Origin of the sequence: Pseudomonas sp. 8AS (genome assembly GCF_902506505.1) — a bacterium.
In the GTDB taxonomy this organism is placed as follows: Bacteria; Pseudomonadota; Gammaproteobacteria; order Pseudomonadales; family Pseudomonadaceae; genus Aquipseudomonas.
Map to the genome: position 1 here is coordinate 1954939 of NZ_LR733406.1, position 16595 is coordinate 1971533.

Consider the following 16595-nt stretch of genomic DNA (forward strand, 5'->3'; position numbering starts at 1 on the left):
GGTTGCAGCAAGAGGCTCAAGCATGCGCATTTCCACCGTCCAGGCATTCAACAACGGCGTGCAAGGCCTGCAGCGCAACTACGGCAACGTCACCCGCACCCAGGAACAGATCAGCACCGGCAACCGCATCCTCACCCCGGCGGACGACCCCGTCGCTTCGGTGCGCCTGCTGCAGCTCGAACAGCAGCAGAACGTGCTAACCCAGTACGCGGACAACCTGACGGCGGCCACCAACAGCCTGACCCAGGAAGAGTCCACCCTCAACGCGGTCAACAATATTCTCCAGCGCGTGCGCGAGCTGGCTGTGCAGGCCGGTGATGGTGCGCTCAGTCAGGGCGATCGCCAGTCCGTCGCCTTGGAGCTGCGTGAACGCGAGGATGAACTCTTCGCCCTGTTCAACTCGCGCAATGCCCGTGGTGAATACCTGTTCTCCGGCTTCCAGGGCAAGACCCAGCCGTTCGTCCGCGATGCCGCGGGCAACTACAGCTATGTCGGCGACGAAGGCCAGCGTGAACTGCAGATCGCCAGTTCGCTGAGCCTGCCGATCAACGACAACGGCAAGAAACTGTTCGAGAACATCATCAATGCCGGGCGCCTGGATGGCCTCGCCGTGGCGCCACCGGCGCCGCTGCCAGCGCTGCCGCCGGGCTCGACCCTGACCGCCTCCGCGCCGCTGGTGCAGGACGAAGTGGCGTTTTCCGCTGCGCCGCCAAACAACTTCCCGGATGCCGGCATCGGTGTTCATTTCACCTCGGCCACCGACTATGTGGTGTACGACCTGGCGGCCCCACCGGCTTTTCCTGTGTCTGGGCCGCCCTTCGTCGATCCCAATGTGTTGGCCAACGGTCAGCTGGATGACGATCCTAACAGCTCGGATCAGCTGGTGTTCCGCGGCGTGAGCGTGATGTTCGACGGCACGCCCGTCGGCAGCGAAACCTTCGAATTCACCCTGGACCCGACCCAGCAGAAGCAAGGCATCCTGGAAACGGTCAAGGCCCTGCGCATGACCCTGGAAACCACGGTGGATACCCCGGCCGGCAACCGGGCCATTCGCGATGCCGTCGCCGTAGCGCTGTCCAACCTCGATCATGGCATGACCACCGTGGATGCCGGGCGCGGCGAGATCGGCGCCAGGCTGAACGTGATCGAGTCGTCGCAGACCGACAACGAAGAAGTCAGCCTGGTCAACAAGGCGGTGCAGGCCGACCTGCGTGAGCTGGACTACGCCGAGGCGCTGTCGCGCCTGTCGTTCCAGTCGATCATCCTGGAAGCGGCCCAGCAGAGTTACGTGAAGATCAGCAACCTCAACCTGTTCAACCAGCTGAGGTAAGGTTGCGTTGGATGGGGGCGGGGTGTTGCCGGAAGTTTGGCGTCCGTGTCTGGTACAGTCGGTATTTGTCCGGCTTGAAGAGGTTCTCTGTGCTGTAGTCTTCGGAGTAATGATGGTTTTCAATGTGATATTCGCAGAAATATCTACAAGGGGGCCTTGAGGATGAAATGCGCCCATTTTGTGGCATCCATAAAGATGCCACCTTCATCCACACGGAGCAGCCAATGCCGGCCTTGCCATGAGCGATAAGCCCATTCCGGTCACTAGTCCTCTGCTTCCACCCCTGGAGGAGTTTATTCCCTATCTGGAAGAGATATGGAAGAGCCGCATCCTCACCAACTGCGGAACAATGCACCAAGCATTGGAGCAGGCACTTTGTGAGTACCTTGGAGTTCAGCATGTCGCGTTGTTCGCCAACGGCACCTTGGCCTTGGTAGCCGCCCTACAGGCCTTGCGTATTACCGGCGAGGTGATAACGACTCCTTATTCCTTTGTCGCTACTAGTCATTCCTTGCTCTGGAGTGGCCTTGAACCGGTATTTGTTGACATCGATTCACACACGCTGAATCTCGACCCGGCGAAGGTCGAGGCGGCCATCACGCCGCGGACCACGGCAATCATGCCTGTGCATTGTTATGGTAATCCCTGCGCGGTGGATGCGATTCAACGTATTGCCGACACCTATGGGCTACGGGTGATCTACGATGCCGCCCACGCGTTTGGTGTAAAGGATGAGGGTGGCAGCATCTTGCGCCATGGTGATCTCAGCATTCTCAGCTTTCACGCCACCAAGGTGTTCAACACCTTTGAAGGTGGGGCGGTCATCTGCCCAGACGAGATGACCCTGCAGCGCATTAACCATTTGAAGAATTTTGGTTTCGCCGATGAAGTGACCGTGGTGATGCCAGGCATCAACGGCAAGATGAATGAGGTCAGCGCTGCATTCGGGCTTCTGCAGCTCAAGCATATCGACCGTGCCTTAGAGCAGCGCAGAAGTATCGATCGCCACTATCGTGAGCTTCTGGCGGGAGTGTCCGGCGTGTGCTGTCTGGAGTGCGGCTACCAGGCTTTCGCCAATCATGCCTATTTCCCTATCCTCGTCGGCGAGGCTTTCCCGCTGTCTCGGGATGAGTTACATCACTACCTCCGTGACAACGGTATTCTGGTACGTCGCTATTTCTACCCGTTGATCAGCGACTTCCCCATGTACCATGGGCGGCCGTCCGCCAAGCCGGCCAATCTGCCAGTGGCGCGCGCTGTCACGGAGCAGGTGTTGTGTCTGCCGATCTATCCCGGTCTGGGCAGGCAGGATGTGGAAAGGATTGCGGGGCTGATTTCCGCCGCAAGTTTGATGAATACCCGGACGCATCGAGAGTGGTAGCGGTGGTCAGCGGGCGATCGAGATGAGTTGGTGCATATCTTGAATATGCATTTCATGGGTTTTGAAAGGTAAATAAGAAATGAGTGCTCAAGAGAAGTTTATTGACGATTTTCTGTCTGCCACGGATTTTCAGGAGCCTGTCGAAGTGACCATGGGTTCGGTACTGCGGGAGTTGCCCGAGTGGGACTCGCTGGCAGCTCTCGGCGTTATCGTTATGTTCGACATGGAGTACGGCAAGGTCATCACCGGCGATGACCTGGAGAAGGTCACCACCGTAGGCGATCTTTACCAGCTGCTCGGATTGTAATCATGCCGACTTCCACTCTCCATAACGTACGTTTTGCAGGCATGGCCACCTGCGTGCCCAAACGCATCGTTTCCAATCTGACCGACTGCAAGCCGCAAATTCGCTCCGAGCGCGAGCGCCTGGTGCGTAATATCGGCATCGAGACGCGGCGCATGGCTCCTGAGTGGCAATGCTTTTCCGACCTGGCTTTCGACGCCGCTGAGCGCCTGCTTGAAAGTCTGGAGTGGAAACGCGAAGAAATCGATGCGCTGATTGTCGTCACTCAGTCCCCCGACTACCCGATCCCGGCTACCGCGATCATCCTGCAGGACCGCCTTGGACTTCCCCATGCCACGGTGGCGTTCGACGTCAATCTAGGGTGTTCAGCCTACCCGTTCGGTCTCAACCTGCTGGGCTCGATGATCACTGCCGGTGGTGTCAAGAAGGGGCTGCTTTTGGTAGGTGATCGGAGCGCCACCCTCAACGATCCGATCTTCTCCGATGCGGGAACGGCGACGGCGCTGGAGTTCTGCGAGGGGGCTCCGCCGATGTACTTCGACCTGAACAGCGACGGTAGCGGCTACAAAGCGATCATCCTGCCGGTGGGCGGCCATCGTGAGCCGGTCGGTATGCAGCACTTGATTCCGTTTCGTGACGATGAGGATGACCATTGGCACTCTGCACTGGACCTGCGGCTCGACGGACCGGCGGTACTCAGCTTCTCGACCCAGCGAGTGCCTCCGGCGGTGGAAAAACTCCTCGAGCATGCGGGCGTGGAGAAGGATGAGGTGGATTACTTCATCTTCCACCAGGCCAACCGCATGATTAACGAGACCATTCGCAAGAAGCTCGGCCTGCCCGTGGAAAAGGTTCCGTCGACCCTGCGCGATTTTGGCAATACCAGTGGTGCTTCGCTGCCGGTGACTATGACCGCACGAATCAACAAGGAACTGGAGGCTGGCCGCAAGCGCGTGCTGCTCTCCGGCTTCGGCATCGGCCTGTCATGGGGAACCTGCCTGGTCGATATCGAGGGGGCGAAATTTCCGGATCTGATCGAGTCCTGAGCCCTGAAACGCAATGAGCCTGGAATGACGCAAGTGAGCGATGAAACCCGTTTCAATCCATTCAACCTGTCCGGCAGACGAATCCTGGTCACTGGGGCGTCGTCAGGCCTCGGGCTGGCAATCGCCCAGAGCTGCGCACGTATGGGCGCCGAACTGGTCGTCACCGGCCGTGATCGGGACCGCCTGACGCTGGCCCTAGATGCGCTGCGGACGATTTCCGATCTGCCACACCTGTCGGTCCAAGCCGATCTTACTGTCGCCGAGCAGCGCGCCGAACTGGTCGCTGCCCTTGGCAACGAGATCAATGGCATCGTGCATAGCGCCGGCATCTCGCGGCTCTGCCCGGTGCGAATGATGAGCGAGGGGCATCTGCGCGAAGTCCAGACCATCAACGTTGAGGCTCCGATGCTGCTGACTCAGGCGCTGCTGAAGCGGAATCTGGTGGGGGGCGGCGGTTCGATCCTTTTCATCGCCTCGATCGCAGCGCATATCGGCGTGGCGGGAGTCGGCGCCTATTCGGGTTCCAAGGCCGCCTTGGTCGCCATGTCCCGCTGCCTGGCCATGGAAGTGGTCAAACGCCGGATTCGCGTCAATTGCCTATCGCCGGCCCTGGTCGAAACCCCTTTGTTGGAGGCGACGGCCAAGGTCATCGGGTCCATGGAAGCGGAACGGAACAACTATCCGCTCGGTTTCGGTAAACCCGAGGATGTCGCCAATGCCGCCATTTTCATGCTGTCCGACGCTAGCCGCTGGGTCACAGGTACGACGCTAGTCATGGACGGCGGGCTGACCATTACTTGAGGTGAGGCATGAAGCAGGTAGTCATTCTCGGCGCAGGAGGCCTTGGGCGGCAGGCATTAGCCCAACTTCAGGTGGATCGGAGTCATGGCATTGACTGGGTCATCGCGGGTTTTCTAGACGAGCGTGGCCCGGAGGTCGTTCCGGAAGTTCTGTATTACCCCTGGCTTGGCTACCCGGACAGCTTCGAACCGCAGTCGGGACATATATTCGTCGCGGCTGTTGGCGATCCTTCAAGCCGCGAGCGTCAAGTCCTGCCGCTGCTGGAGAAGGGGGCGCAGTTCATCTCTGTGCGTACTCGTACCGAGTTGGGGGCGCGAACCAGCTATGGCTCGACCTTTTTTGGCTATGACGTCAGCAGTGGTGTCGATTGCCGGATCGGCTCGTACAGCTTCATCGATCAGCAAACGATGCTGGGGCATGACGTTGTGATCGGCGACTTCGTGCACATCGCTCCACGTTGCCTGCTGGCCGGTCACGTCAATGTGGAAAAAGGAGCGGTCATCAACTCTGGCGCGATGATATCCCGTGGCGTGACCATCGGCGAGGGAGCGGTGGTTGGGATGGGGGCTGTGGTCTTCAAGGACGTGCCGCCAGGCGCAACGGTGGTGGGTAACCCCGCTCGTGTGGTGTTTCACCGATAACCCCAACCCCTTTCCGCTTCTTTTTACAAGAGTGTCACTTATGTCACGTCATGTCCTGGACGCCGAGCATTACACGAGTCCCGATACGCTAGTGAAGGAAAAACGTTATCTCTTCGGCCGACTCTGGATCTTCGTGGGATTCACCTCGATGGTCCGAGAGCGTAACCAGTTCTTCACTCGTAAGGTTGCAGGCATCCCCATCCTGGTGCAGCGCACCGAGGCCGGAGTACGCGCCTTCATCAACCAGTGCCCCCATCGGTTGTCGGTCATCCAGACCGAGGCGTCTGGAAAGCGCCCCATGGTATGCCCTTATCACGCCTGGTCCTTCGGCGTGGAGGGCGAACTGCGTGGTTTACCCAATCATGGCCTGTACCAGTTCACCGCCGCCGAAAGAGAAAAGATCTGCCTGCGCAAGCTGCATATCGAAGAGGTGGGGCAGTTGCTGTTCATAAACTTCGCTGAGCAACCATTGCCGCTGCCCGAGCAATTCTCTCCCGAATACCTTGAGCAGCTACGCGAAGCGTCTCTGTATTTGGATTCGCAGATCATCTACAGCTGTCATCGGGTGCGATACAACTGGAAGCTGAACATGGAGAACGTGAAAGATTACAACCATGTGCCTTTCGTTCATCCCAAGACCTTCCTGCCGGTCATGGAGTCGCCGGTAAAGGCCCTCATCGCCGAGCCGGAGGCGCCATCCGTGGTGAAGGGGCTGCTCTCCAGGGCTGAAGCGCCTGCGCTCAGTTCTCTCAGCTATCCGACGCGCGCCCCTATCAAACCTTACAAAAGTTGGTTCAGCGAACTTTGCGAGCCGTATCGCGACGAGCACATCTACTACAACTGGTTCATCTACCCGAACGTCAATTTCTGCAGCGTTCGCGGCGAACATTTTCTGCTGCAGCAGTACGACCCGGTATCGCCGGGAGAGACCGACTATCACCTCTGGATGATGAGCGCCCGGCGCAAGGATGTACGCACGGATTTCACCGCCTTGCTCAGCACCCTGATTCGTGGCGAGCGGGCCGTGATCGCTGAGGATACGCGTGTGCTGGAGCGGCTGCAGGACGGGCTCGGCGCACATTCTGCGTCCTTCATGCATGGCGATTATGAAGAGCACCTGGTGCAGCAGCACCTATGGTATCGGGCTCATGTTCTGGAGGTGACCGAATGAAGCGCCTGCTCGTTATAGGGGAAGGAAGGGCGCTTGGGCAGGCGTATGCGACGGCTCGCGAAAGTGGTCTGGATTGCCGGCGGATCGAGCTGCATTCTCCCGATCGCTATAACTTCGATCTGAGCCCGTTGTTCGAGCGTCACGTCGCGTCCGAGACCGAGGTTTTCGTTGCGCTGGACGAGAGAGCCGTCAATTTCGCTCGCCACAAGCTGATCGCTGAGGTACGGCTGGCTGGTTACGGGCTTCTGAATATCGTTTCGCCCCGGGCCATCGTCAGTGCCGATGTCCGGCTGCTGGGTAATGTCTACGTCGGGCCGGGATGCAATCTGGCCGATCGGTGCAGCCTGGGCACGGGAAGCTGGTTGAGTAGGCAGGTTGTCATCGAGACGGGCAGTCGTCTCGGAAGCTGCGTCACTCTGGATTCCGGAGTGTTGTTGGGAGGAGGCACGGAAATCGGCGTCGGCAGCACGCTGGGGAGCGGCAGCGTAACGTTGGCAGGAACGAAGATCGGAAGGTATTGCGAATGGTTTCTGCCCGGCGTGCTTCCTGAGTTTCTTCCGAACCGCTCTTTTTACGACCGACTGATGCCCGAAGGGGCACGTATCCTGAGCAATTGAGGGTTTTGCTAGTGTCCATCATGACGAGCCCCGAGAGGGCGGATTTCTTTGAGTGCTGCAAACGCGCCGGAAGTGTGTTGTTGCTGGCGCCCAGTTCCTACCTGGGGGGCATCTACAGGCCTCTGGTCGTGGCTGAACTGACCCGACGGATTCCGTCGGTCCGGTTGATCGCCGTCGATGACGTATTGTTCGCAAACAAGGCTGAGGCCTATGGTTTCGACGATGTAATCCTACTGGCGCAGTTGAGGGAAGGACATCCTTATAAGGGAGGGGTCGTGGTGAACTGCGCCTATTCCCTGCCAACTTGGCTGACCTTCCAGCAAATAGCCGTTTCGGCTCAGTGCGAGTGTGTAGATCTTCCGGAACTCCTCTATCTGTTGGACATTCCTCTGGTTTACCAGATCGGTGCAGTGACCCGCTCTCAGACACTTGCGCATCAGGCCGAATTTGCGACGCTGCGAGAGCGATTCGAGGACGACCTGAGCCGCCGTACGCTGGATGCGATCATGCGTATGCGCATGGACGGCAACCGGGCGTCCCTGCTGGACGTGCTGTGCTCGGGGGAGCAGGAATATTTCTCCCTGTATCGTGGAGGCGAGCATCCCATCCAGTTGCGTACTGACGAGCATTACGTGGATGTCGGCGCCTATGATGGTGACACCGTGAAGAAATTCATGGCTGCAGTTCGCCATGAATTTGCCTCGATCCATGCCTTCGAACCCGACCCGGCAAACTTCAAGGCCATGCAGGACGTGTTGGGTGATGCATCAGCGCAAGGGCTCGTCCTGCACCATCAGGCTGTTTCCGACACTGATGGCTTTCTGTCGTTTGCGGCCAAGGGCACCATGGGAAGTCGCGCAGAGAAGGGTGGCGATATCCAGGTGCCTTCTATCCGGCTGGACGACGTACTCGACGACGTGACGTTGCTGAAGATGGATGTTGAAGGTCACGAAGCCAATGTGCTTCGTGGTGGCGCTCAACTGATCGGGCGCTGCCGCCCGCGCATGGCGATTACTTGCTACCACCATGCTCTGGATCTTCTCGATATCGTCGCCGTCATCGACCAGATTGGCCCTGGCGCCAGTTTGCGCCTGAGGCATTACTCGATGTTTTTCTACGACACAATCCTCTATGTCGACTGGCCAACGGCTGCAGGTGGATGAGGTGACCGCGAAAATCATTCTCTTACCGGATCTGCTGCGCGGTACCCGAACGTTTCCCGAGGGGTTCTTCGACCTCGTCCGGGAGCCCATCCTGCAGGGCTGTGGCATCCGCATAGGTTTTCCTCCCGGCGGCAAGAGAACTCATAGCCTGTTGCCAGGCTTCGATGTCGAGACCTTCCGACGCTTGGTCACCGACGCAGGGTACGACTGGGTTCGGTCCTTTCACCAGATTCCGGAAAGTGCTCGGAGCTACCTGCTCGAGCACCTTCCAGACTGTGATCTCGTGCTGTCCTTCGAGATGCCACCTTGGCTGACCGATCTGTGTGTGGAGATGGGGATTCCTTTTATGGACATTCGCGTATCCCCCCTGCGCTTTGGCCGCGATCTGTACGTTGCCTTGCGTGCATCGAACCCAGAGTACTACCGGCGCATCTCGGAAACGGTAGTGATCGACGAGGAACTGCGCCTGGAGGCTTCGCAGTTGGCAGCCAATGTTCGTATGCAAATGGTGCGTCTGGAGGAGGCGCGGCGCTTCGACTTCTCGCTAGGTGAGTGCCTGGTTTTCATTGGACAGGCTCCCTATGACGCCTCGCTGCTGTCGCCTGATGGCAACTCGCATCGCTGTGGTGAGTTCGCCGAGCATATCCGTGAACTCGTCAGAGGGCGTCCGCTGCTGCACAAGGCCCATCCTTTGGCTGGTGGTTTTGCCGAAGAGGAAAGGGCGGCATTGGCGGGCATCACCGGGCAGCCAGTGATGCCCTGTCACCAGAACGCTTACCAGATACTTAGTGCGGAAGAGGACATCGAGTTGCTGGGGATATCTTCCGGCCTGCTCCAGGAGGCGGCTTGGTTTGACAAGACAGCCCATACCCTGTTCAAGCCTTTCGTGCCCCTCGCAAGCCAGAAACGTATGGAGCTGGACCACTATCAACAGGTGCATTACCACACCTGGGTTTCTCCGTCCTTCTGGCACCAGATTTTGACTCCCGAACGTACGTCGCCACGTCTCGGCATGCTGACGCCTTTAGCCCATCACCATGCGCGAGAGGTGCTGGATCAGTGGTGGGACTACTCGAAAGTTATGACGTGGGAGCGACAGATACCTTGCGAGGCTTTCGAGCGGGCAGGGGGGGGGCTCTGCGCAGTCGCTTAAAAGCCTTGGAAGGTTAATCCTGGTTTTCGGCAGGCGTCATCCGGTGTGATATTCAGGCCGAAACGGTTGGAGGGTGGTCAAGTGGATGGTGTTTTTCTGGCCGATGAGGCCTTGGACTTCGTCTTGAAGAAATATCAGTTCCAGACAGTTTTGGATATTGGATCCGGGGAGGGGTTGCATGCTCGAGTGTTCCGGGAGGCTCTGAAGTCAGTTGTGACGATCGACTCCAGCGGACATTGGGGGGACGCGGATATTCACGGCGAATTTTGTGATTACGATTTCTGCGAGCCGTTCGATATGATCTGGTGCTCTCATGTTCTGGAGCATCAGCTGAACGTTCAGCTGTTTCTGAAAAAGATTTATCGGGTGCTGAAAACAGGTGGAGTGTTGGCGATTACTGTACCGCCGGCCAAACCTAATATCGTTGGTGGCCATGTTTCCATATGGAATGCCGGCCTGGTGATCTACAACCTCATCCTCGCCGGCTTCGATTGCCGTGATGCAGTCATCAAGCGCTATGGCTACAACATCTCGGTCATTGTCAGAAAGGCCTGTGCTGTCTTGCCTCGCCTGAGGATGGATGCGGGGGATATCGAAGCGCTGAGCTGCTATTTCCCTGTGGAGATAGGACCGGCTCAGAACTTCAACGGCGATATTCCCGAGTTGAACTGGAGTCCCAATCCGGACTTGCGTCCCATACCGGGGAAGGTATGGGGTGGCCACTCGCTGACGATCGACGCTTTCCGGGCGCTTCCGGAGTGCCATGCCGATGACCGAGAGAATCTGCTCTGGAGCTTGCGTTGCGCGGCCTTGCCCGGGGACGTGACAGAGTTCGGTGTCTTCCAGGGCGGGAGCCTGCGGGCCATGTCGGAAAATCAGCCCTACCGACGCTTCCATGGATTCGACTCGTTCCGCGGTCTTCCCGAGCCCTGGATCAGATCGTCGAGTTCCACCTATGAAACAGGCCATTTTTCCACCGGAAGGTTGCCTAGGTTCGACGGCGGGAATGTCAGGGTTCATCCAGGATTTTTTGATGAGTCGCTACCGGTATGGCTCAGTTCGCATGCTGAGCCGCTTGCTCTTATCCATATCGATGCCGATCTGTACTCCTCCGCAATCTATGTTCTGAAGTCGCTCGACCACCTGATCATTCCCGGAACGGTGGTCGTCTTCGATGAGCTTTGCGACTGGCGGGATAGTGCTGTTTATCCAAATTGGGAAGAGGGAGAGTGGGCCGCCTTGAAGGAGTGGATGCAGGTGTGCGGGAGAACGGTGCGGTTACTGTCCCGAGGCGCCGATTTCTCCGCTTCGCTTGTGGTTGCTTCTTAATTTCTGCGTAGCTTTCGCCTGCGGCTGTGGTATGGGTGTTTCTTTTTTCGTTAGGTGTCCGCTGGCATTTAACCCGACAGGAAGACGTTTTTCGTATGAGTAGTGGATCTCCCCTGGTCAGCATCATTATGCCGGTATACAAGTTCCGGTATTTCGAGCAGGCACTCGATAGCGTACTCGGTCAGACTTATCCAGCCTTGGAGCTGATCATCTGTGATGACAGTGCCGGTGGGCAGTTCGCGGAAATGGCCGAGCAGAAACAGGCCTTGGCATCCTTCCCGATTCGTTATTTTAAGAACGAAATCCGCTTGGGCGAGCATGGCAGCACCGCGAAAGGCATCCAGCTGGCGCGCGGCAAGTACATCAAGTTCCTGCACGATGATGATGTGCTGCAACCCGACTGCGTTGCGGAGCTGGTCGCCGTAATGGAGAGCGATCCTAGCGTCGCCATGGCCTCCTCGCGCCGCCAGCGCATCGACGCCGAAGGCCAGCTTTTACCAAACATTCTGGCGACCTGCTTCCCGTTTTCCGACAATGTGCTTGTCGACGGCCCTGAACTGGTGTCGTTCCTCGCCGAGTACACGATTAACTTCATTGGTGAGCCCAGTTGCGTAATGGCTCGCCGCGCCGATCTGCTGGAGATTGGTGGCCAGTTGATGTCGCTCAATGGCTGCTTGATTCATTGGGTGGGTGACCTGGCCCTGTACGCGAAGCTGCTGCAGCGGGGCAATCTGGCTTTCCTGTCCAAGCCGCTGACCAGTTTCCGAGTGTCGCAGGATCAGTTCAGTCAGGTCGGTCGGGATCAGCTCGGTATTGGTGACCAGGGACATGCCGATTTCCGTCGCTCCATTCGCGAGCTTGGCTGGTTCTTGGCAGAGCGGGATAGCAGGTTCGTGCGTGTAGCCCCTATCACTCATCTGAAGGCGCGCGTATTCAAATCAGTGGACGTGCTGGCGGCCATCCAGCGAGCCAGTGGTCTGGGCGGCGTGTCGCTCTCCGACTGGCTGGAGGCGCGCCGACCGAGCAACGCGCAACAGGTGCTGATCGAACAGCGTCTCGAGGCGCTGGGCGGCGGACCGCACATCGCGATTTTGCTGGTAGAGCGCGAGGGCGAGCAAGCGGCCGTCGAGCTAACCCTGGCTAGCCTGGAAACCACCAATCTTTATCGCAATATGGTTGTGAGGGTTGTCACTTCACCAACCTCCGCAGGTGTCAGTGACAGGTCCGCTGAAGGTGAGTGGGTGGCCTGTCTCAATCGAGCCATCGCCGATCTGCAGGCAGACTGGATCCTACTGGTCGAGGCGGGTGTCGAGTTCACCGCCAGCGGCCTGTTGATCGCGGCACTGGATCTGGGTGATGCGCCAGAGTCCTGCCTGGCCGTATATGCCGATGAAGTGATGCGCCAGGACGACGGAGAGTTGGGGCTCGCTCTGCGACCGGATCTCAATCTCGACCTTTTGCTCAGCTTCCCGGCCAGTATGTCCCGCCACTGGCTGTTCCGCTGTGCGTCGCTGCAAGCTCAGGGCGGTTTCGCCGATGGCTTCGGCCAGGCCTTCGAGCTGGAGTATCAGCTGCGCCTGATCGAACAGCAGGGGTTGGCAGGGATTGGGCATATCAGTGAGCCGCTCTTGGCGAGCGATGTCCTGAAAATGCGCGACAGCGCAGACGAGCGCGCAGTGATCGAACGGCATCTGCGTGCGCGAGGTTACGAGCAGCCCCATCTGGGCGCTCGCATTCCTGGCTGCTACCAGCTGGATTATGGGCATGTGCAGCAACCGCTGGTAAGCATCCTCATTGTAGTCAAGGGGCAACTGGCACAGATCCAGCGGTGCATGGATACCTTGCTGGAAAATACGGCCTATCCCCATTACGAAGTGATGCTGCTGGATCACGGTAACGATGTCGTGGATGTCTGTAATTGGTTGGCTGCTGTTGAACAGATGGGCAGCGAGCGTATTCGGGTTGTGCGCTTTGGCAGCGAGGTATCTCGTGAAGCCCTGTGTAACCAGGCTGCGCTGCAGGCGCGTGGCGGTCTGCTGCTGTGGCTGGGGGCAGGCGGGGGCATTCTGGAGCGGGATTGGCTGCAGCAATTGCTCAATCACGCGTTGCGTCCGGAGGTTGGAGCGGTCGGGTGCAAGCTGTTATCAGCCGATGGCAAGATTCACCATGCTGGTTTGCTGCTCGGCTTGGATGGTCCGGCCGGGCGTGCTTTTGAAGGGTTAGGGCACGACGAGCCGGGCTATATGCAGCGCCTGCATGTCGAGCAGAACTACTCAGCGCTCAGCGCCGAATGCCTGATGCTGCGTAGGGAGCTCTTCATTGAGTCGGGGGGGTTCGATGAGAGTCACCTGCTATCGCGCTGGGCAGATGTCGATCTGTGCCTCAGGTTGCGGCAGGCGGGTTATCTGAACGTGTGGACGCCACGTGCGCAGTTGCTGATGGACGCCCCCCTCTTGCCAGACCCCACCGCGGAAGAGGAAGACGCGATGTATGCCCGTTGGCTACCTCAGCTGGCGCGCGATCCTGCCTACAACCCAGGCTTTGGCTTGAATTCGGGGAAAAGCTTCTTGTTGGCCGATTGGCAATTGGCTTGGCGTCCTCTGCAAGGGTGGAAGCCTGTGCCAACAGTGCTGGCGCACCCTGCGGATCGATTTGGCTGTGGTCATTATCGAGTGATGCAGCCCTTGAAGGCTCAGCAGGATGCAGGGTTGATTGAGGGCATAGTCACTGCGGGTTTGCTGCCGGTGACCGAGCTGGAGCGCTTCGATCCTGATGTGGTGATTTTGCAGCGGCAAATCGGCGAGCAGAGATTGGAGGCGATGCGCAGAATGAAAGCGTTTTCGCGGGCCTTCAAAGTCTACGAACTGGATGACTACCTACCCAATCTGCCGCTCAAGAATGCCCACAGGCAGCACATGCCCAAGGATATTCTCAAGTCCATGCGGCGCGGGCTCGCCTGTGTCGACAGGTTCGTGGTGTCTACTGAGGCGTTGGCCGAGGCATTTGCCGACATGCACGGCGAAATTCGCGTCGTTGAAAACTGCCTGCCGACACACTGGTGGCTAGGGTTGCAGGCTGAACGCAGAGTGTCCACACGGCCGCGAGTTGGCTGGGCGGGTGGCCTAGGCCATGCCGGGGATCTTGAGCTGATTGCCGATGTGGTCATCGAGTTGGCCAACGAAGTCGATTGGGTTTTCTTTGGCATATGCCCAGAGAAGATCCGCCCCTACGTCAAAGAAATTCATGCAGGTGTTGCGATCAACTCGTATCCGGCGAAATTGGCCAGCTTGAACCTTGACCTTGCCTTGGCCCCGCTGGAGCAGAACCTGTTCAATGAGTGCAAGAGCAATCTGCGCCTGTTGGAGTACGGCGCGTGTGGCTTCCCGGTGATAAGCAGCGATGTACGTTGTTATCAGGGAGGGCTGCCGGTGACGAGAGTCAAGAATCGCTTCCGCGACTGGGTTGACGCGATCCGTATGCATCTCAGCGATCTGGATGCCACGGCAAAGGCTGGCGATGAATTGCGTGCCCAGGTGCTTGAGGGCTGGATGCTTGAAGGTTCGAATCTGGAGGACTGGCATAAGGCCTGGCTACCGGGCCTCTAGGTGTCGTGCCAGGGCACCTGCAGTCGTCAGCTGTGAAGCCGGTTTATCTCAGTATCGGTACGCAGGTTTTCACCGACCGGTTCACGTGAAACGACTGGCCCGCCATTGATCGGGTCAGCCGTTTATCTCCTTCAAATCTTGTCCACGGCGGCCGATATAGGTTCATCTTGGCGGAGGGTGGGCTGATTGGGCATGAGTAAAATGCCAAAAACAAAGGCTCAGTAAATTTCTCTAATTCCCCCCTAAAGCTTGCATGGTTGCCGCCGATATAAATCTTGAATGCGAAATAACTGGGTGCCTGAGCAAGGCTGACCGCCCAAGTGCTCGCGAAACCCAGTTTTCTTATTAGTACCCGCCTATTGGAGGCAAACACCATGGCTCTTACCGTCAATACCAACGTTGCTTCTCTGAACACCCAGCGCAACCTGAATGGTTCTGCCAGGGCGCTGGATACCTCCATGCAGCGTCTTTCCACCGGCTTCCGCATCAACAGCGCCAAGGACGATGCCGCTGGCCTGCAGATTTCCAACCGCCTGACCAGCCAGGTCAACGGCCTGGGGATTGGCGTGCGCAACGCCAACGATGGCATCTCCCTGGCGCAAACCGCTGAAGGCGCGCTGCAGCAGTCGACCAACATCCTGCAACGCATGCGTGATCTGTCCCTGCAGTCGGCCAACGGCTCCAACAGCACCAGCGAACGCAAGGCGCTCAACGATGAAGTGGGTCAGCTGAAGAAAGAACTGGATCGTATCAGCAATACCACCACCTTTGGTGGTCGCAAACTGCTGGATGGCTCTTTCGGTACGACCAGTTTCCAGGTCGGCGCTGCAGCCAACGAAAGCATCAGCGTGAGCGTCGCTGAGGCGAGCACCGAGTCGCTCAAGGGCAACTTCTTCGAGACCGTCTTTGGTAGCGCCACCGCGGTAGCCACTGCCTCTGGTACCGCAACTCTGACTCTCGATTTTTCGGGCAGTACCGCTAACGTGGTTCTGGATGTTGCGCTGAAAACTACTGATACGACGGCCGATATCACTGACAAGCTGGCTGCCGCGATCAACGACGCCAACTTGGGCGTGGGTGTGCACAAGGATTCTGCTGGGGCTTATCAGGTGGTCAGTAAAGGTGATGCCACTACCCCTACGACTAACGCCCTCACTTCCATCACCTTCGCCGCGGGCACTGCTACTGGTGCAGCCTTTGCCACTGTCACTGGTAATTCAACAGCGTCGACTAGCAATACTGTGGGTAAGATCGATATCACTGATGCTGCTGGGGCTCAGGAAGCCGTGCTGGTGATTGACGATGCTCTGCAGCAGATCGATTCCCAGCGCGCCGATCTCGGTGCGGTGCAGAACCGTTTCGAGAACACCATCTCCAACCTGCAGAACATCGCCGAGAACGCCTCTGCTGCCCGTAGCCGGATTCGCGATACCGACTACGCTGCCGAGACTTCGGAGTTGAGCAAGAACCAGATCCTGCAACAGGCAGGTACCGCCATCCTGGCCCAGGCCAACCAGCTGCCGCAGGCGGTACTCAGCCTCCTGCAGTAACGGCTCAAGGTCTGCGTTAGACTGCGGGGGGGAGCGCTGGGCGCTTCCCCCCGTCTTGCCATCAGAGGTAAGCCATTATGGAAGTCGGTTCTGTCAAAAATTCATCGTCCGGGGGCGTGCTTCATCTGCCGTCGGTCGAGAACGAACGCCCTGCCGTGGCGGCTCAGGCCGAAGCCGAACAGGTCGAGGCCGAACAGCCCGTGCCTTCGCGTGGTCAGGTTGAGCATGCGGTCTCCAGCATTCAGGATTTCGTTCAGTCGGTCAGGCGCAACCTGAACTTCCAGGTAGACGACTCGTCAGGGCGCGTGGTGGTCAAGGTTACCGATAGCCAGTCCGGGGATGTCATTCGTCAGATGCCGACTGAAGAAGCGCTGAAACTGGCCGAAAGCCTGGATGAGGTGCGCAGCCTGTTGTTCAGGGCTGAAGCCTGAGAACCTGTTCAAAGCGCTGCTGCGCGTCGGCCAGGCTGCGTTGAAATCGGGATCAGAAAGCGGCTTGCCGCTA

At 58.3% G+C, this 16595-nt stretch carries 14 protein-coding genes; all 14 read left to right on the forward strand.

All coding sequences use genetic code 11. The annotated features are described in order from the left end of the window. Nucleotides 1-22 precede the first annotated feature (22 nt). The 14 genes from flgL (at nucleotide 23) to GV001_RS09210 (ending at nucleotide 16522) form a co-directional block, all read left to right on the forward strand. The gene (gene flgL / locus GV001_RS09145) at nucleotides 23-1330 is read left to right on the forward strand and encodes a flagellar hook-associated protein FlgL (protein WP_160079322.1); all 1308 of its coding nucleotides are present in this window, start codon (nucleotides 23-25) and stop codon (nucleotides 1328-1330) included. 238 nt (nucleotides 1331-1568) lie between these two features. Next, complete coding sequence (locus tag GV001_RS09150; protein ID WP_160079323.1) at nucleotides 1569-2711, forward strand: DegT/DnrJ/EryC1/StrS aminotransferase family protein; 1143 nt, start codon at nucleotides 1569-1571, stop codon at nucleotides 2709-2711. A 79-nt stretch (nucleotides 2712-2790) separates the two neighbouring features. Then, the gene (locus GV001_RS09155) at nucleotides 2791-3018 is read left to right on the forward strand and encodes an acyl carrier protein (protein WP_160079324.1); all 228 of its coding nucleotides are present in this window, start codon (nucleotides 2791-2793) and stop codon (nucleotides 3016-3018) included. A gap of 2 nt (nucleotides 3019-3020) precedes the next feature. Further along, the gene (locus GV001_RS09160; RefSeq protein WP_160079325.1) at nucleotides 3021-4061 is read left to right on the forward strand and encodes a ketoacyl-ACP synthase III; all 1041 of its coding nucleotides are present in this window, start codon (nucleotides 3021-3023) and stop codon (nucleotides 4059-4061) included. Between the two features lie 33 nt (nucleotides 4062-4094). Further along, nucleotides 4095-4862: an SDR family NAD(P)-dependent oxidoreductase gene (locus GV001_RS09165; RefSeq protein WP_218583059.1), complete on the forward strand. Its 768-nt coding sequence runs from the start codon at nucleotides 4095-4097 to the stop codon at nucleotides 4860-4862. An 8-nt stretch (nucleotides 4863-4870) separates the two neighbouring features. Next, nucleotides 4871-5503, forward strand: coding sequence for an acetyltransferase (locus GV001_RS09170; RefSeq protein WP_160079327.1), 633 nt, complete (start codon nucleotides 4871-4873; stop codon nucleotides 5501-5503). Between the two features lie 40 nt (nucleotides 5504-5543). Then, a complete protein-coding gene (locus GV001_RS09175; RefSeq protein WP_160079328.1) occupies nucleotides 5544-6674 on the forward strand; it encodes an aromatic ring-hydroxylating dioxygenase subunit alpha in 1131 nt (376 codons plus the stop codon). After that, the gene (locus GV001_RS09180) at nucleotides 6671-7291 is read left to right on the forward strand and encodes an acetyltransferase (protein ID WP_160079329.1); all 621 of its coding nucleotides are present in this window, start codon (nucleotides 6671-6673) and stop codon (nucleotides 7289-7291) included. Before GV001_RS09175 ends, GV001_RS09180 begins: the two co-directional genes overlap by 4 nt. Nucleotides 7292-7311: 20 nt before the next feature. Beyond that, nucleotides 7312-8454: an FkbM family methyltransferase gene (locus GV001_RS09185; RefSeq protein WP_160079330.1), complete on the forward strand. Its 1143-nt coding sequence runs from the start codon at nucleotides 7312-7314 to the stop codon at nucleotides 8452-8454. A 1-nt stretch (nucleotide 8455) separates the two neighbouring features. After that, entirely contained in the window at nucleotides 8456-9607 is a 1152-nt protein-coding gene (locus GV001_RS09190) for a hypothetical protein (RefSeq protein ID WP_160079331.1), read from the forward strand. Nucleotides 9608-9688: 81 nt separating this feature from the next. Then, complete coding sequence (locus GV001_RS09195) at nucleotides 9689-10936, forward strand: class I SAM-dependent methyltransferase (RefSeq protein WP_160079332.1); 1248 nt, start codon at nucleotides 9689-9691, stop codon at nucleotides 10934-10936. Nucleotides 10937-11031: 95 nt separating this feature from the next. After that, nucleotides 11032-14541, forward strand: coding sequence for a glycosyltransferase (locus tag GV001_RS09200; RefSeq protein ID WP_256664891.1), 3510 nt, complete (start codon nucleotides 11032-11034; stop codon nucleotides 14539-14541). A gap of 374 nt (nucleotides 14542-14915) precedes the next feature. Further along, nucleotides 14916-16091 carry a flagellin gene (locus tag GV001_RS09205; protein ID WP_160079333.1) on the forward strand — a complete coding sequence of 392 codons (1176 nt, stop codon included), beginning with the start codon at nucleotides 14916-14918 and terminating at the stop codon, nucleotides 16089-16091. Between the two features lie 77 nt (nucleotides 16092-16168). Then, entirely contained in the window at nucleotides 16169-16522 is a 354-nt protein-coding gene (locus GV001_RS09210; RefSeq protein ID WP_160079334.1) for a flagellar protein FlaG, read from the forward strand. Nucleotides 16523-16595 lie beyond the last annotated feature (73 nt).